Source organism: Puniceibacterium antarcticum, from assembly GCF_002760615.1.
GTDB lineage: Bacteria > Pseudomonadota > Alphaproteobacteria > Rhodobacterales > Rhodobacteraceae > Puniceibacterium > Puniceibacterium antarcticum.
Window position 1 is genome coordinate 1 of sequence record NZ_AWWI01000049.1, and the last position, 17,430, is coordinate 17,430.

The 17,430-nt window shown below is 60.6% G+C and carries 9 protein-coding genes and 3 pseudogenes; 5 read left to right on the forward strand and 7 right to left on the reverse strand.

Annotated elements, in window-relative coordinates; translation table 11 throughout:
• Positions 1-241: 241 nt before the first annotated feature.
• Positions 242-379, reverse strand: coding sequence for a hypothetical protein (locus tag P775_RS29765; protein ID WP_425439890.1), 138 nt, complete (start codon positions 377-379; stop codon positions 242-244).
• Positions 330-1,211 (reverse strand): IS5 family transposase, encoded by an 882-nt coding sequence (locus P775_RS06370; RefSeq protein WP_425439891.1) that lies wholly within the window; start codon positions 1,209-1,211, stop codon positions 330-332. Before P775_RS06370 ends, P775_RS29765 begins: the two co-directional genes overlap by 50 nt.
• 1,047 nt (positions 1,212-2,258) lie before the next feature.
• Between P775_RS06370 and P775_RS06380 the strand changes: the two genes are divergently transcribed.
• From P775_RS06380 to P775_RS06390, 3 genes and pseudogenes are all read left to right on the forward strand, one after another.
• Positions 2,259-2,945 carry a hypothetical protein gene (locus P775_RS06380; protein ID WP_143520834.1) on the forward strand — a complete coding sequence of 229 codons (687 nt, stop codon included), beginning with the start codon at positions 2,259-2,261 and terminating at the stop codon, positions 2,943-2,945.
• 109 nt (positions 2,946-3,054) lie between these two features.
• Positions 3,055-3,515: pseudogene (locus P775_RS06385) on the forward strand (IS5 family transposase); the annotation flags it as partial.
• 93 nt (positions 3,516-3,608) lie between these two features.
• A pseudogene (locus P775_RS06390) lies at positions 3,609-4,366 on the forward strand (IS5 family transposase).
• A 709-nt stretch (positions 4,367-5,075) separates the two neighbouring features.
• Here P775_RS06390 and P775_RS06395 read toward each other — a convergent pair.
• Both P775_RS06395 and P775_RS06400 read right to left on the reverse strand, forming a co-directional pair.
• Positions 5,076-5,350, reverse strand: a pseudogene (locus tag P775_RS06395) (transposase); the annotation flags it as partial.
• A 236-nt stretch (positions 5,351-5,586) separates the two neighbouring features.
• On the reverse strand, positions 5,587-9,375 hold the full coding sequence (locus tag P775_RS06400) for a glycoside hydrolase family 99-like domain-containing protein (protein ID WP_099910205.1): 3,789 nt from the start codon (positions 9,373-9,375) through the stop codon (positions 5,587-5,589).
• Positions 9,376-9,635: 260 nt separating this feature from the next.
• On the opposite strand from P775_RS06400, the gene P775_RS06405 reads away from it, so the two are divergent.
• Entirely contained in the window at positions 9,636-11,177 is a 1,542-nt protein-coding gene (locus P775_RS06405; protein ID WP_099910206.1) for a sulfotransferase family protein, read from the forward strand.
• 42 nt (positions 11,178-11,219) lie between these two features.
• Here P775_RS06405 and P775_RS06410 read toward each other — a convergent pair whose 3' ends face one another.
• Positions 11,220-12,611, reverse strand: a complete 1,392-nt coding sequence (locus tag P775_RS06410; protein ID WP_099910229.1) for a phosphohexomutase domain-containing protein — start codon at positions 12,609-12,611, stop codon at positions 11,220-11,222.
• Positions 12,612-12,937: 326 nt separating this feature from the next.
• On the opposite strand from P775_RS06410, the gene P775_RS06415 reads away from it, so the two are divergent.
• On the forward strand, positions 12,938-15,274 hold the full coding sequence (locus P775_RS06415) for a rhamnosyltransferase WsaF family glycosyltransferase (RefSeq protein WP_245875595.1): 2,337 nt from the start codon (positions 12,938-12,940) through the stop codon (positions 15,272-15,274).
• 189 nt (positions 15,275-15,463) lie between these two features.
• On the opposite strand, the gene P775_RS06420 is transcribed toward P775_RS06415, so the two are convergent.
• Together P775_RS06420 and P775_RS06425 are read right to left on the reverse strand one after the other, a co-directional pair.
• On the reverse strand, positions 15,464-16,150 hold the full coding sequence (locus P775_RS06420; RefSeq protein ID WP_099910207.1) for an ABC transporter ATP-binding protein: 687 nt from the start codon (positions 16,148-16,150) through the stop codon (positions 15,464-15,466).
• A 20-nt stretch (positions 16,151-16,170) separates the two neighbouring features.
• The gene (locus P775_RS06425) at positions 16,171-17,406 is read right to left on the reverse strand and encodes a KpsE/RkpR family capsule polysaccharide export protein (RefSeq protein ID WP_245875596.1); all 1,236 of its coding nucleotides are present in this window, start codon (positions 17,404-17,406) and stop codon (positions 16,171-16,173) included.
• Between the last annotated feature and the right edge of the window lie 24 nt (positions 17,407-17,430).

Genomic DNA, 17,430 nt, shown 5'->3' on the forward strand with positions numbered 1-17,430 from the left:
TGAGATGTGCCGCCCAAAAAGCCGAAGTGGTGCGCCGCGCACAGACCATGCCGGGCGTGGGACCTCCGGTCCGCGCATCGCCATGCCAGCCTGCGGTCACATCAGCGCCGCACACAGAGGCCTGATACCTGACCGCACCCGATCACACGCTTGCGCCGTTCGAAAATCACTTGCATCAACAGGGGCATCCATACATGCACAAATCAGCTGACGGACGGGGCTCCCCTTTCCCCAGACGGGTTTATCCAATGGCCTTGGTGATGGGGATGCCAAGGGCGGTGTAGCCGTTCAGGATCGCAACGCGCACCTGAACCTCGGCGACCTGGCGGTCAAAGTCGCGCGCCATTAGCCGCTGGCCCAGCAGTTTTACACAATGCATCTTTGTTTCGGCACGGCTTCTTCGGTGGTAGCCGCTCGAGTTCCGCCAGAGTGCGCGGCCCAGATATCTTGATGCACGCAGCGCGTCGTTCCTGGCGATGGCGCCGGCGGTGGTTGGCTTCCATGGCTGGGCATTTTTTCGCGGTGGGATGACCGCAGAGGTTCCACGATCGGCCCCTCTCATGCATGTAAACATGCACTGCCGGGCAGTGGATGGCGTTATGGCATCGGCGCGTGTCGTATGCGCCATCCGCGGTCACGCTGCCAATCTCCTGATCGTGCGGGATCTGGTTGAGTAGATGAAGTAGCATCGGTGCATCCCCGGTGTTGCTACCCGTGATCTCGACTGCTCTGATTTCCAGCGTTTGCTCATCAATACCGATGTGGATCTTGCGCCAGACGCGCCGTTTGGGGCCGCCATGCTTGCGGGTGTTCCACTCGCCTTCCCCTTCGACCTTGATGCCGGTGCTGTCGATCAGAAGATGTAGCGGGCCGTTCGCGCCGCGATACGGGATGTTGACTGCAAGCGTCCTTTGCCGTCGGCAGATGCTGCTGAAGTCAGGCACGGGCCAGTCCAGACCCGTCAGCCGCAGCAGGCTCTCGACGAAGACCTTTGTCTGGCGAAGCGCCATCCCGAAAAGCACTTTCATGGTCAAGCAAGTCTGGATCGTGGCATCACTGAAGGTCCGCGATCTGGCCCTCTTGCGGGAGGGTTTGGCATCCCAGTCCATCTCGGCGTCGAACCAGATCGTCAGTGACCCGCGGCGCTTTAACGCCGCGTTGTGATCAGCCCAGTTCGTCGTCTTGTAGGTCGGTGATGTCGGTTTGCTCATGCGGGCCAGCTACCACACCGGATTCACGACATGAATCCCTCACCCGCTTTGTGAAACAAAGCCGGCGCGAATACTCGCTGCGGTCTTACCTGTCACGCTGCAAGGGTGAGCACGGCTTTACTGCAACCCTGCCAGCCAAGGCAGATCAGTCGGCCCTTGAACTGCACTTTGGCGCAAGGCGTATCAAAGGAGGTGAGTTGCTCATCGTTGCCTGCTCCGAACCGCTTCGTGGATCGCGCATCCTGCGATACTAGCGGTGGCGCTGGTTCATCGAGTGCATGTTTGCTGACAGCAAAACAAAGGGGCCAAACCTCGAGGATACGAGGATGCAACTCTCCAAAAGGTTGAGCCTTCTGATGGAGGTCTGCGCGATCGCTCTCGCCATGGCATGTCACACAGCTTCCAGGCTCATGGGGTCAAAATATCTCGCCCGGAAAAAGCACGGGTACTGTTCAAAGTCGTGGTTCAGAACTGGTTTCGATGAACTGCGCCGCCGCCTTCGCACAAACGACACTCCCCTGATCACAGGCAAAAAATACGCCATCAGAAAACGCTTCAGACCGAGAATCGCTTAGTGTGACAAGACCGACCAGAGCTTCTCCGCCATGATCTACATCTCAGCCGGAATCATAAACGCACGCTGAATCTCAACAGGCCCTAGGACGTGCCTTTGCTGCCACCCTTGTCGATCCGGCAGATCGGGCAAGGCTCTGGCCCGCAGACAGCCCCGCAAGCATCCCTGCCGCCCGCGCCATCGGCCTAGCGGTGCAGACCCTGCGCGGCCCGCTCAACAAACTGCGCGATGGCCTGTCGTTCTGACGGGGCGGGATCTTTCTTAACCATTTCCACCTAGCGTTGGCGCGCCCGCAGGCTCTGCGGATGCGAACCTCGGGCAAACCCTCGCCCTGCTTTGACAATCCCTGGCGAAATGAGGATGGTTCGGAACTGACCTGCCAAGACACCTGCCCGCATCGACCGCCCATCCCTGCCAAACACGGCCCAATCATGACGCAAGACCCGTCTGAAACCAAAGACATACTGAACAAAATGAACCCAGAATTCGAAATCCTCAGGACACTGACCGTCATCAATCCCAGACAGCTCCAGTCCCGCATAGGAAACGAAACGCTGGTTGTGTGCGGCTCTCCCCGGGGCATGACATCGCTTGTGGCGTTCAGCATCTACGAACTGGGGTATTTCATCGGCCATCACCTTGGCGCCAAGAACTTCGAAGATCAGGATTTTCTGGGTGCCATTCCGCCCGCAACCTGGCTGCCTGTCTCGCTCACCAACCGAAAGAAGTTTGTGGATCTGGTGGCAGACCGAAATGCCAGCCACACGCGATGGGGATTCAAGCTGCCCCGTGCCTCTGAACATATCCCTGCGCTCAGAAAACATCTGCGCAATCCGATTTTTGTAGTTTGTGCCCGCAATCCAATGGGAATCGCCCGTTCCGTGCAGCGCCGGGAAGCTCAGTTCGACGGCACCCTGCGCGATCTGCTGACCATCGGCACACGCTATATTCAGGCCATTGAATTGTTGTCTCAGGACACGGAAACGCCGTCGATCATCGTGAATATGGACGAAGCGTCACATATCCCCGCAGTCTTTCTGCAGGAGTTGTCCGAAACACTTGGCCTGCAAGGGGACCTTGCGGCCATAAAGAACCGGATCACCGGCCGGGGCTATAAGGAAGGATCGCCGCGCGACGGTGTGACCTTCAAGAACCAGTAGCCTGCATCGCCTCCGTTGCCCGGCCCGCCTCTATCGCCTAGGTCCTGTTGAGATTCAGGATTCCCCATCGGTGTGATTTCTGATTCAAACTTCCAAAAGAGAGTTTTGAATGCGATCAGATCGTTTTGTCATCACGGATCGGATGTGGGCGCTTATGGAACCACGTTGTTTGGGTAAGAAATCCGACCTGGGTCGCACGGGCAGTGATGCCCGACTGTTTCTTGAAGCGGTTTTGTGGATTGCCCGCACCGACAGCCCCTGGCGGGATCTCCCACCGCATTTCGGCAAATGGAACACCATCTTTAAACGGTTTCGGGATTGGGTCAAAGCCGATGTTTTCAAAAGAAGTTTTGAGGCGTTGTCCGGTGAGCCGGACATGGAATACGTCATGGTTGACGGAACGATCGTCAAAGTCCACCGTCACGGTCAGGGCGCAAAAGGGGGACTCAAAGCAAGGCTATAGGCAGGTCCCGCGGTGGGTTGAGCACCAAAATACTGGCGCTGGTGGACGGGCTCGGCAACCTCGTCCGTTTCAGCGTGATGCCCGGTCAACGCAGCGAAACGACGGGGTCAGTGGGCTGATGGAAGGGATTAGGGCCCGTGGACATTCAGGATTCCCATTGGGCCTGATTTCTGATTCAAACTTCCAAAATGGAGGTTTGAATGAACGAGCATCGGTTTGTGGTGTCGGACGTCTTGTGGCAGCGGCTTGAGCCGCATCTTTCAGGTAAGGTCAGCGATGCCGGAGTCACGGCAAAGAACAATCGCCTGTTTCTGGAAGCGGTTTTCTGGCGGGTGCGCACAGGGTCGCCCTGGCGCGACCTGCCGCCTGCCTTTGGTCACTGGAACAGCCAGTTCCGGCGGTTTCGCCGGTGGGCCAGATCCGGAGTATTCGAGAGTCTTTTCAAAGCCATGAGCGAAGACCCCGACCTCGAATACGCGCTCATCGACGGAACCATCGTTCAGGTTCACCAGAAGGCAACCGGCGCAAAAGGGGGGCTCGAACTCAAGCCATCGGACGCTCGCGCGGCGGGCTGACGACCAAGATCGTGGCGTTAGTGGATGCGCTCGGCAATCTGGTGCGCTTCCTGCTGCTGCCGGGACAAGCGCATGATATGAAAGGCGTCGCGCCGTTGATCAAAGGCGTTTCTTTTGACGCACTGCTGGCGGACAAGGCGTTCGATGCGGACTGGTTGTTGCAAGACCTCGACCGGCGCGGTGCAACCGCTGTGATCCCTCCCGAAGCCAACCGCAGAATCCAGCGTGATTATGACGTGGAGGTCTACAAATGGCGGCATCTGGTGGAAAACTACTTCGCAAAGATCAAAGAGTTCAGAGGGATAGCCACAAGGTACGACAAAACCGACTGCAGCTACGCAGCGTGTTGGAACCTCGTCGCAGCACTCATAGCCTCAAGATGATTGTCCACAGGCCCTAGTTGCGCAGCCTTCCTCGCCGACAGGGCTTACGACGCGGATTGGCTGCGGGAAATGTTGACGTCACGTGGCATCGAGCACGTCATTCCCGCCAGAAAAGGACGCAAACACCCTGCGCCCCGCGATGAAGAGAAATACAAATGACGGCATCTGGTGAAAAACTACTTTCAGAAACTTTAAGAATTCAAACGCATAGCCACAAGGTATGACAAAACCGCAGACTACACTACACTGGGCACATGTTGCGGATTTTGGGGCTGGTGCCGACCGTCGAGATGGATTCTGAACACGAACTGTTTCCCTGCACACTGCGCCGCCGCCTTCGCACAAACGACACACCCCTGATCACAGGCAAAAAATACGCCATCAGAAAACGCTTCAGACCGAGATTCGCCAGTGTGGTGCTCGTCATTGGAAAGCCATTAGGCGTCCATCCGGTCTTTGGAAATATCGAGTCCAATGGTATCAGTCACTGTCTTTTCCTCACCTTGTCTTGTCATGCGGGCCCAACGCTGAAAACGGGGCCTAAGTATCCGTTCAGGTCAGTAGAAAAGACGGGTGCGACCATACTAATAGACGGCACACACCGGCCAAGAGGGTAACGGCCCGACCCCCGCCACTGCCGGGTAAAATGCCACGCCGGGCAGCGGCTCCAATCTCGCACAGGAGCCGACTTATTCATAAGACAAGAGGGGATCATGATTGTCTTGGGATCAGTGCTCTCGGCGGCCAGCCCACCATGATCCGGGCGAAAACCCCGTCATCGCTCCAGCGCTTGCAGCGATTGTAGAGGGTCTTCGCTGGTCCCTATTCCCTCGGTGCGTCGCACCACCGCAAACCATTGCGATTGATGAAGATAATGCCGCTCAGAATCCGCAGATCATCCATGCGTGGGCGGCCATGGCTCTTGGGAAAGAAGGGGCAAAGGCGCTCTATCTGCGCTTCGGTCAGCCAGAACAAGTTGCTCATCGATCAGGTCTCCTTTGCGGATCCTGAATCACGCCGAAAGCGTGAAATCAATTGGTCTGGAGCCTAGTTACGTCTTGCAAGCCATGGCCTTTAGCTGATCCTGTGTTCTTATGGGACAGATCCATCGATATGGGTCCAGCCGAAAAACCGAAACAATCGCGGCCGGACCTTCTCTGCACAAAGAGGGAGAACTGCAGAGGTACGCAGGCCCGGAACGAGGGCATGTTGGTTGACGATCATCCCGACGCAAAGAGCCCGCGACGCAAGGCGGCAAGATAGGCCCGTCCGTCTTTTTCGGTGGGCTCAAGGACAGCGCCTTCCGCCCACTCATTCCAGGCATTAACAAAGACTAGCGGGGCGGGAAGCTGGCCGTCGCGGTGCTTGCGGATGGCATGCAGGGCAGCCTGCCGCGTCCAGTCCTCGAATTTCCCGGGGGTGGAGCCCACGAGGATATTGGCCTGCCGGGCGCGTCGGGGCGAATTGTCCCAGTCCGGACAGATGCCGGGGGCAAGCTTTGGAAAGCTGTCGACCGCCTCAAGGCTCTGTACCGAGACCTGGTCATAGCTTTCAAAGAAATCTCCGCAGGCCTCGCTCGCCCCAGCAAGGCTTTCGCGGGCAAGCAGCCTGCGTTCAGAGCGCCGCGGAGTGCGATGCGGCGGGAACTGGGCAACAAAATCAACAAGCTCTTCCCATTCCGGGCGGAAGTCCGGATTCCAGGTTGTCCCCAGGACCATCTCAAGCCCGAGAGACTTGCGCAGACGCTCTCTCAAAAAATGAATCGTCCCCGGGGCGTCCGGCAGTTTGTTGAGCTGGTAGATCATCACCACCGGCTTGTCACCGATCCGGAAATACCGGCTGTCCGCGCTGGCCTCGATCAGATCCTGCGCGAAAAGGGACAGGGTATCCGTGCTGTAATCCTGCCGCAGGATCGCCTCGTGCGTCTTGCCGTCCCAGGCGCGTGTCCAGTCCTCGTTCGCCCAGCAATAAAAGAAGTTCGGCCCGCCCTCCGGCATCGAGAGCAACCGGTCGGTCACCGCCCCCATCAGCCGCTCGCTGCCGAAACGGTAGTAATAGACCGCCATGGCCGCGAGACCAAATTCCTGGGCGAGCTGCCCCTGCGCCGCCAGCGTTTCGGCTGTGCGCAGATCATAATAGCCAAGCTCGCCAGGAAGACGCGGCTGGGGATGCCCATTATATCTGGGACCGGCCTTGACAACATTGCGCCATTCCGAAAAGCCGGGACCCCAGGCGCGGTCATTGACTGCAAGCGGATGGAACTGCGGCAGGTAAAAGCCGACCGCCTGGGCACGGGGTTCGTGCCGGCAGGTGAGCGCCGGAAACCAGCTGCGCGCCAGCCCGAGTGCAGGATGGTCCTGCAGTTCCCGGACTGCCGAGGACAGCCGTTCCGCGCCGTGTTTGCGGACCAGACTTTCCCATCCAGACTGGCTGAGCACCAGCCGACGTTCGTGGCTGAAGCTTTTTGACTTGGCATGATAGACATAGGTAGACAGCGTGATGCCGCAGGTCATGCCGATATCGGAGAGGCGCAGGCAATAGTCGTTCTCTTCACCATAGCCCTGCGGGAAGGCCTCCTCATCGAAATAGCCGATCCCATCAATGACCCGGCGTTTGATCGCAAAACAAAAGCCGTTCACAATCGGGCTTTGATAGACCGCCGCTGCGGGAATGCGCTCGCAGAGGCGCGCCGCCTCGGCTAGCGAGACACCTTCGGGAAGCGCGTTGAGCGCAAAATCGCCTCTGGAATCCTTGGCAAGAGGCACCGATTGCCAGGTGGCCGCATTGGACAGCGGCCCCACGATCCCGACATCAGGATCGGCTTCGCCCGCCGTCACCAAAGCCCGCACCCAGCCGGAGGGGACAATCGTGTCGCTGTTGAGAAGGATCACATAATCTGCGCAAGAGGCTTTCAGCCCGGCATTGGCGGATCGCGTGTAGCCAAGCGCGATATCGTGTCGGATCAGGATGTCAGAGGGGCAGGACACCAGATGCCTTGCAATCACCCGGCGTGTCGCCGGTGCGGAACCGTCATCCACGATGAGCATCCGTGTACGACCGTCGCGCGCAAGGCGCGCCGAATGCAGGCAGCGCGCCACATCATCGGGGCTGTTGTGGACGCAGATGACCACATCTACTCTCAGCTGGTCACTGTCGGGGATCAGCTGGCCGGGCAAGCTTTCGCCCAGTTCGCGCAGAGGGTCGAGATGGGCGTGGCGCGTGCCGCCGTGATCGAGATAGGCAAAGCGCGGGTCCGCCCGGACCGAAAGCCCCGTGTCGATAAGCGATGTCTTTGCGGCACCGGCCTTCCAGCAGGCATAGTCGAAACTCAGCTGATCGCGACGGCTGTTGCCCTTGATCTCGCTCCACCAGATATCGAGCGCCTGTCGCGTCTCGGGCCTGCGCAAATCCATCACCATGAAGTTGGTTTCCGTCAACCCGCCATCATCGGGAAACCCTTCGGTGACATAGCGCGCCTGCTGGGCTCGCATGAGTCCGGGATCGTCCATCCTGTTGTGGATCAGCGCCGAGAGTTCCTCTGCCACGTTGGCGCGGTAAGGATGGGGCACCACGCCAAACGCCGCCCCGGCCCCGAGCGTCTGCACGATCAGCGGCGTGAGATCCCCCGTTGCGGCGATGTTTCCGTCGATCCAGACCGCGATATCGCAATCCTCAAGGACAAGATGCGGCTGCGTCTTGTGGCGGCGGGCAGTCCTGATCTGATCAGCTCCCTGAACCGCCAGGGGCCGCAGATCCCATTGCGCGCTTGGGCTAGACCCGGGTGTATCGGTGAAAAAGACGTAGCGCGCGCCGTCCACCAGGCTCTCGAAGGGAAGCGATCTCTCATAGCCTGCTGTCGCGCAGGTGAAGAAAGTGATCCTGAGCCCGGCCAAGGCCGGATTGAGCACGCTCGGTACATGGGCCATCTCACCCGTCTCAAGTCTGCGAAGACAATCAGAGGTATAGCGCGGCCCGTTAAGATAGCTGCGCGACAGCGAATGGGGTTTTTCGGCGCGGATCTGGCGGAAGGTAAAGCCGCGCCGGGCAGTGGCGAGCGGCAGCATCCGCTCGATGGCATGGGCCAGTGTCCCGTCAACCTGTCCTTCTTCGGCTTCAAACTCCGACAAGGTGAAGCCCCCCGCAAGCAGGGGCCGGATGGCCTCCGTCCGAGCGACAAAGAAGGACCCGGCCGGAAATGGGAGCAGGTCGGCTTCCGTTAAGGGGGAGGACTCTGCCCCAAGAAGCCGCAGCATTTCCTCTGCGACACGCGCGAAATTGCCCCCCCATTTAATCTGCTCGCTAACGCTCGGATGATAGACCGGAAAGGCCAGTCCAAGGCCGGGGGTATCGGCAAAGAGATTCAGAATCTGGGTGAAATGCGCTTTTGAGTGAAAGAGGTGGTGCCCCAGATGCAGGCCCCAGTCCCGCTTCGCGGCGGTATGGGCGCTTTTCTTGGAATGGAAATGGACGACAAGGTCATATCCGGCCAGACGCGGCCCAAAGCCGACAACCATCGGGGCGATGTCGCGTCCCCGGTTGGGCATAAGCTCGACATGAAGGCGCAGGAGACCCGGCAGGCTGCGCAGGGCTGCTTCGCACGGCCCTGCCGCATCCGCCTCGGCGACGCTTACATAAAGGTCGAAGGGAGCTTCTATCGACGCAAGCCAGATCTGGTACTGAAAGAGCATATCGAGATGGAAAAGATGCAGATGAACGGCCAGCCTGCCCTTAAACTGCAGAACAGGGTGCTCCTTCTCTTCAAGGGTAACCGCAGGGCCGCGGTGGCTCGATACGTGTTCGCCCAGGATCTCGAATGACGGCTGCGGTTCTACGTGGCCTCTGGCTGTCGCGGGACCCTTCGGGCGCCCGATGTGGCGTCCGATGCGGTGCCAGTGTTCTGCCGGACAGAGACCGCTCAGGGCGACGTCGGGGAATTGTGCGCCATACCAAGCCGCATCCAGGTCGGGATCAGCGTCAGCCAGAGCAAGGGGTTCAGCTGAATTTTTCATTTGGAAATATGCTCATGTCATGGGACAGAAATGACCTGAATGTCTGCTTTGTCGACAGTTCGCAGCGGCTGCCAGGGGCGGGTTCGTATTTTCCAGAGATTAGGAATTATCTGGTTAACGGGAGATTAAGAAACATCTGCTTAACGGGCTTGGTGAAGCCAATGTGGTCAGAAGAGCCTAACGGGATTGAAGATTTCAATCTGTCTCGTGCTGATCGGGCACAGAGCCTGCAACAGGGCGTGACAAGGAGTGACAGGGTAATGGCCAAGACCCCAAAGAGACCCGCCGCGAAACAGGACAAGCGCCGCGTCGCCGTCGTCATCCTCGGGATGCATCGCTCCGGAACCTCGGCGCTCGGGGGGGTTCTGGCGCAGCTCGGCTGTGATCTGCCTGCAACGCTCATGTCCGCACATGAGACAAACCCCAAGGGCTTTTTTGAATCCGCCGCGATCTGCCAACTCAATGACGACATCCTGGCTTCGGGCGGATCAGGGTGGAGTGACTGGCAGCCGTTCAACCCGACCTGGTTTGACTCACCGCGCGCCGAGGAATTTGCCGCACCCGCAGCCGAACTGGTCCACGGCGAATTCGCCAAATCCCATCTTTTCGTGATGAAGGATCCGCGCATCTGCCGCCTTCTGCCCTTTTGGACGGGGGTGCTTGAGGCGGAAGATGTCCGTCCGGTCGTCGTTCATATCCACCGCAACCCGCTTGACGTGGCAAACTCTCTGCGCACACGGGACGGGATGGAAGAGGACCTTGCCCAGCTCATATGGCTGCGCCATGTTCTAAGCGCCGAGCGCGACAGCCGCGGGTTGCCGCGCAGCTTTCTCTCCTATGACCAGCTGATGCAGAACTGGGCCGGGCTGACAGACCGCATCGCCCGCGACCTCGGGTTGGGATGGCCACGGCTTTCAGCCCGTGCGGCTGCGGATATCGGCGCCTTTCTCATGCCCGCGCTGCGCCATCATCTGCGGCCAAAAGAACAGCTTCTTGAAAACCCCTTCGCCTCCGAATGGATCCGCAAGACCTATGCCATTCTGCAGGAATGGGCCGAGGGGGGCGAAAACAGCGCCGACTATCCCAGGCTTGACCAGATCGCGCGGGAATTTGACCACAGCGCGCCGACCTTTGCCCAGCTGATCGAGACCGGACGTGCCGCGATCAGGACGGTCGGCAAAGCCGAAACCCAGCTTGCCGAGGTAAGGACCGAACTGGGCGCGTGTCAGAAGGCGCTGGACGACGGGCAGCAGGCGCATGCGGCCCTGACCGAGGAGAAGACGCAGCTTGAAGAGGCGGCCCGTAGAGCAGAGGCGGCGCACCTTGAGGAAGCCGAGGCTCTAGCCCGGGCCAGCCAGGAGGTCCGGGTACAGCACAACACGATCTCCGAACTGCAGAGCGCGCTTGCACAGCGTCAGCTTGAGGCCGAAGACTGGATGTCCGCCGCGCGCGCGGCGCAGGCAGCACTGGAAGAGCAGCAGCAAGCGGCGCAGGCAGCACTGGAAGAACAGCAGCAGGCGGCGCAGGCCCAGAGCGAAAAAGCCCTGGCGCGCAACCGCACCGCCGAGGCCAGCGTCACGCGCCTAACCACGGAAATCGCAGCCTTGTCCAAGATCCTCGTCGCGGTCGAGAACCGCGAGGCACAGCAGAAAGCCGCCCTTCAGCGCGACCGCGACACGCAGATGGCCGAGGCCGAGGCGGCACGCATCGCATGTGACGCGCTTCTTGCCAGCACCTCGTGGCGGGTGACTGCACCGCTGCGCCGGATCAGCCGGTGGCTCAGGCCATCCGGGTTTGGTTGAACTGAGGTGGTGATGCCCGGCCTATCCCTCCCTCGCCCTGAACTAGCGGCTCAGCAAGTCGCGCAGCACATCCAGACCCTTGTCCAGCGTCGCAAATGCCGAAGTCTGATCTTCGCCCTCGACATAGAGCCGCAGTTCCGGTGCGTTGCCCGAGGGGCGGATATGGATCACCATGCCCGTCTCAGAGGTCAGGCGCATCCCGTCAGTCTGGTCCAGCTCCACTGCGCGCCCGAGATTCAGGCGCCCCAGCAGATCGTCCTGCACCGCACTGTCACCAGAGAGCCGCGCGACCAGATCGCGCGACCGCTCGAGCGGCACGTTTTCCAGCCGGTCGGCGGCAGTGAAGCGCGCCGGTTCCAGCGCCACACGGGCGGCAAGGTCGATCCCGTCACCAGCCCGCGCGGCGTAAAGCGCGCCCAGAATGGGCAACATGCTGTCGCGGGTCATCAGCATCGGCAGCGTCCCGGCGGGACCCGCAGCATCATAGCCCAGAAGGAATCCGCCATTCGCCTCGTAACCGACAACCTGTGTCCCGGCCTTGTCCTCCATCGCGGCGATCACGAAGGGAGAGCCGATGCGGGTGCGGATCACCTCGGCAAAACGCCCGCCCAAATCGACTCCGCTGTTCGAGGAGACCGGGGTGACAACCACTTCTGCCCCCAGCAGCACCGCCGTGATCTGGCCCAGAACATCCCCCACCACCACGCGGCCCGTGGCATCGCTGACCAGCGGGCGGTCGGAATCGCCATCGGTAGAGACAATGGCATCGACGTCGTGTTCGACCGACCAGGCGCGCAGTTGCGCGCGGGTGGCAGCATCCACTGCCTCGGTATCGACGGGGATGAAGATGTCGGACCGGCCAAGCTCAATCACCTCAGCGCCGACCCCCTGCAGGATCTCGATCATCAGATCGCGGCCCACGGCCGAATGGGAATAGACACCGACCCGCGCGCCACGCAGCGCGTCGGCACCAAAGGCACTGAGGAACCGATCACGGTAGCGGGCCGTGGCTTCGGTACCTTCGCTTTCTTCGGCACTCAGACCCCAGGCAGGCTGGCCCAGGGCGCCCAGAATCGCTGTCTCATCGGTCTTGGTGATCTCGCCCCTGCTGGTATAGAACTTGAGACCGTTGCGATCGGCGGGGATGTGGCTACCGGTCACCATCAGCGCCCCGGCCCCAGCCTTCAGCGCTGCCAGAGCCAACGCGGGTGTGGGCAGCGCGCCGCAAAACACGACGTCTACCCCCGCATCCAGCGCGGTCGCGCGGGCCACTGCCGCCAGAGCGGGAGAGCTGTCGCGCAGGTCATGGCCTACATAAAGCGTGCCCCCAACATCACAGACCGACAGAAAGGCGCGCAGATGGTCGGTCACGATCTGATCGGTCAGTTCCACAACAAGACCCCGCAGACCGCTGGTTCCGAATTTGGCGGACATAAGGAAGGCCTCCTGGCTTTGAAAAATGCATTTTATGGCATTGCCGTAATATGGCTGCCGGTTTTCACGCCCCCTGTGACGGGTCACCGCGGATTTATGCGGACAGTAGACCGCGGTGTTCAGAGCCAAAAGACCTCTGTTGACGGTCCGGACGAAGGCTTTGCCATATGCCAAAGCCGTCAAAGACGGAGGAAACTCCCATATCCGATGTTCTTCTCGCCGGAAGGCCGGGGCCGGGACTTTGCGGCCGGAGATAGGGTGATAGGCCAGCGGGATATGCGGATACTGAGCTCCTACTGGATGCAGGGCGAAAAACAGGACATGCCATGACCCAGACCAAACCGCCGCTGATCCTGATCGTAATGGCCGTCTACCGGCCGCAACCGGCGCATCTGCGCGCGCAGCTGGCCTCGATCGCAGCACAGAGCCATAGAGCCCGTCATCTGGTGGCGGTGATTGCCGACATGCTCTCCGGCGATCTGGTGCGCGACCTTGCGGCAGAGCTAGATCTGCCCTGCACCTGCCTGGAAAGCGACACAGATCTCGATGCGGTGCGCGCGGTTGAGGCGGGGCTGGTTCAGGCGCTGGACCTGATCCCGGTCCTGACCGCGCCCAGCGATCCTGAACCGCTGATCGCCTTGTCGGATCAGGATGACATCTGGCAGGATGACCGGCTGGCGCGCGGCGTGGCCGCGCTGTCGAACAAGGGCCTGCAACTGGTGCATTCGGATGCGCGACTGGTGGGGCCGGATGGCTGTGCTGTCTGGCATGCTTCAATGTTCCGGTTTGAGCGGCGCCATCGCCATCCTAGTCTGCGCGGGCTGCTTTATCGCAACAACATCACCGGCATGACGCTGACCATGCGGGCGCGGGTGGCGCGGGTAGCCCTGCCTTTTCCGCCGCAGTCCGGCGTGCATTATTATCACGACCTCTGGCTGGGGCTGATCGCTGCGGCCACCGGCGGTGTCGGACTGATCGATGCGAAACTTGTCGACTACCGCCAGCACGGCACCAATGCCGTTGGCGCTGTGGACCGCCAGAAGGGCTGGCTGCGCGCAGGCAAACGCGCCCTGCCCGATGGCATGTGGATCCGCCACGAGGCTGCGGCCTATGCGCTGGCACGCTACCTGGCACACTCCGCTCGAAACCGGATCTCGGATGCGGTAGGGGACGGACGGCTGCCCGCCGGGGATGCACATCCCGACCCTCTGCGGCCCTATCTGCGCCGCACGTGCGGGATGGGCCAGCATGTCCGCGACAGCGCGAAACTGGCCTTCACGGGCCATCTGGCGCTGGCGCGCATCGCCGCGGGATTTGCAGTGGTGGCTCTGGGCCGCACCCTTTGGACCCTGCGCGAGGCGCTGGGACCGGGGCTGGACAAGGCGATCAGCGCTTTCGATACCCGGCTCTATTCGATGTCTCCCGGCCTTTTCCCGAAACCGGCGCGGGACGCCATCGAACAAACCCTGAAGCCACTGGATCACGACACGCTGATCGATCTGCGCAAGATCTCCCGCTGGCAGCCCCTCTTCGACGCCCCTGCCCCGGCGCTGACCGTGCTGGTGCCAACGCTGAACCCGACCGAGATCTTCGCGGGCATCGTCACGGCGCTCGATATCGGGCTGGGGCTGGCGGCGCGCGGGTTCCGAGTGCGCTTTGTCGCGACCGACCTGCCGGTCTCTTCCGTCGCCGTTTCGCGCAGCTTTGTGCTGAAGCGCTTACCGGGGATCACCCCCGAGGCTGCGGCGCGCATCTCGCTCCACTGCGGCGTACAGGGCCGCACGCTATCGGCGCACCGGGACGATGTCTTTCTCTCCACCGCCTGGTGGAGTGCGCATCTGGCCGATACGCTGATCCGTGAGCATGGCTACACGCAGGAACGGTTCGTCTATATCCTCCAGGATTTCGAGCCGAATTTCTACGCCTGGGGACCGGAATATGCCGATGCTATGGCCAGCTACGGATTCGATTTTGAACCGGTGTTCAACACCACCCTGCTGCGGGATTACTTTGCGCGTCAGGGCTTTGGCTTTGCCACACCGGACAGGCTGGCGTTTCACCCGGCCATCGACATCGCGCGGTATGCAGCCGGCGTGCGGCGCGAAACAATCGGCCCGCGCCGCCTGGTGCTGTATGGCCGTCCCGAAGTGGCGCGCAACATGTATACCACCGGGATCGAGGCACTGTCGCTGTTTATCACAGCCGAAGGTCTGGGCGCGCAGGACATCACCCCCGTCTCGATCGGGCTGCACCACGATCCGGTGCGCCTGCCCGGCGGCGTGCTCCTGGAAAGTCTGGGCAAACTGCCTTGGGAGGCTTATCCCGGCTATCTGCTAGGCACCGATCTGGGTCTGTCGCTGATGTATTCGCCCCATCCCAGCCATCCGCCAATAGAAATGGCGGCGTCGGGCGTGCGCGTGGTGACCAACCATTTCCCCCAAAAGGATCTAAGCTTGCTCAGCCCCGCGATCTTGTCTGCAAAGCCCACCGCCCGAGCTCTGGCGGCAGCGCTGTCGCAGGCTTGGCACAGCGACCCTGTCACGGCTGCCGAACGCGCCATTGACCTTACCTCCATGGGCCTGCCGCTAGAGGAAATGGTGGACCGTCTGGCAGAACGGCTGACAAGGCTTATGAGAACCGAAGCCCCTGACAATCTGAGGTAGAGTACCCTGAAGCAGACACCGCAGCGTTGAGATTTTAGGTGTTTCGGGTTTTATATGAGACAAAGAGCATATGATTTCGCGTTCAATCAAGGGCAGTGACCCATACCCGGTGTTTCACCATAAAATCAAAATGCTCTAACAGCCTTTCCCCAGCCCCATACGGGTCTTGAAAAAGAAAGGAGGCCGGTGTCATCGTCCCGACGCGACGCTGTCCGGATGGGGCTGGCGCATCAGCTCCTGATAAAATGCGATGCCCGCACCCACATCGTCAAAGACCTCCAGCAGACCGGTTTCTAGCACGCAGACCTTGTCGCACATGCGCGAGACCTCACCCAGTGAGTGGGTGATCATGATGGAGCCGCTGGTACGCATGCGTTCCCTGAACAACGCCTCGCTCTTGGACTTGAAGACGGCATCGCCCACCGCCATCACCTCGTCCACCAGATAGGTATCAAAGTGCAACCCCATAGACACGCCAAAAGCCAGGCGCGACAGCATCCCAGAGGAATAGGTCCGAATCGGCAGGTTAAAATGCTGCCCCAGTTCGGCAAAATCTGCGACAAAATCGGCCAGTTCATCCGTGTCCACGCCATAGACCCGAGCGATGAACCGGGTGTTCTGCAAACCTGTCATGTCCCCATTGAAGGATCCCGAAAACCCTACCGGCCAAGAGATTGTTCCAGTCGAGCGGACCTCGCCGCTGTCGGGTTCCATCGCACCGGACAACATGCGCATCAGGGTCGATTTGCCGGCGCCATTGCGCCCCAGGATCGCGACCGAGGCACCGGTTGGAAAAACCGCGTTGATATTCTGGGCCACCACCTTACGCCGCCCGTTCAGCACAAAGGTCTTGCACAGGTTGCGCATCTCGATCATCTGCCCGTCTCCCTAGCCGATCAACGTCTGTCGCGCAGCGAATAATATATCATCGTCCCGATCGACCAAGAGATCAGCAGAAATCCCCCGATGATGGCCATCAACACGAAGCGGCGGGGATATTGAGCCGTCTCGGCCCGGGTCGGTGCCACGTAGCTTGCAAGATAGCGCGACTGGCGCTGCGCCTTGGCCACAGCGGCATTGCGCGCCGCCAGCGCCGCGAGGAAACTCTTCTCGGCAAACTCACGATCCACCTCAAGCGACTCGTATTCTTCCAGCAGGGTGGAATAGGCGGCGTCGCCGACATCGACCGAGGCCCCTACCCCGGCAATATCCGTCCCAACGCCGCCGAACTGACTTCGCTCTTCGGCGATCTGCTTGCGGATCGCAGCGATGCGCCCGTCAAGTTGGGTCACCCGTGGATCATTCGTGCTGGTGGCGCCGTCCAGAAGAGTTTGGCGGGCCACTAGCCCTGCGGCAAGCTGGTTCTGAAGCGCATTGACCACGCCCATCTGACCTTGGATATCAGCCTTGGGATCGATAATCCCGGTACGATTGCGAAAGGCTGTCGTGGCCTGACGGGCTGTCTTGAGTCGTTCCTGAGCGCGCGCCAGCTCTTCTTCGGTATAGCGCATGACATCGGCTCGTGCGATGGCTGAGAGTTGATTGATCATCGCGCTGCTCTCGTCAAAGATCGCTGCCGCCACCGCCGTTGCATCAACCGGGTCAAAGGCCAGAACACGCACCTCTATAAGCCCTGAACCGCGATCATAAAACACCCGGACCATGCGTTGCCAGTATTTTGCCAACGCCTCGATCCGCGCATCCTCGCCCAAAGCAAAGACCGGATCATCTGGGACGATATAGATGTCGCGCAGGCCCAACCGAGCGTTTACGGCGCGTACCATCTGCTGGCTCTGGATATATTCATACAGGATATCAGTATCCGAAGAGGAGGAGCCCGAAAGCTCGGTAAGCCCGCCCAGAAACCCAAGCGACGATCCGACCTCCTCTGTGCGGACAGAAAAACCGACCTTGCTGGCATATTGATCCTTGGCGAAGGCAAACAGATACCAGCCTGTTGCCGCAAGCGGGATCATCACCCAGAGCAGAAAGGTCAGCATCAGGATCCGGTGGCGCCGACGGACGCGCGCGGGGCCAGCGCCGACGCGAACGACGGACAGTGGCCCGTTCTGGGGACTGCCCTGCGGACTGGTCGCCGGAATGCCGTCCAGACCCTGTGTTGCATGTTTCAAAATCGGCCTCTTTCAGCTGCGCCA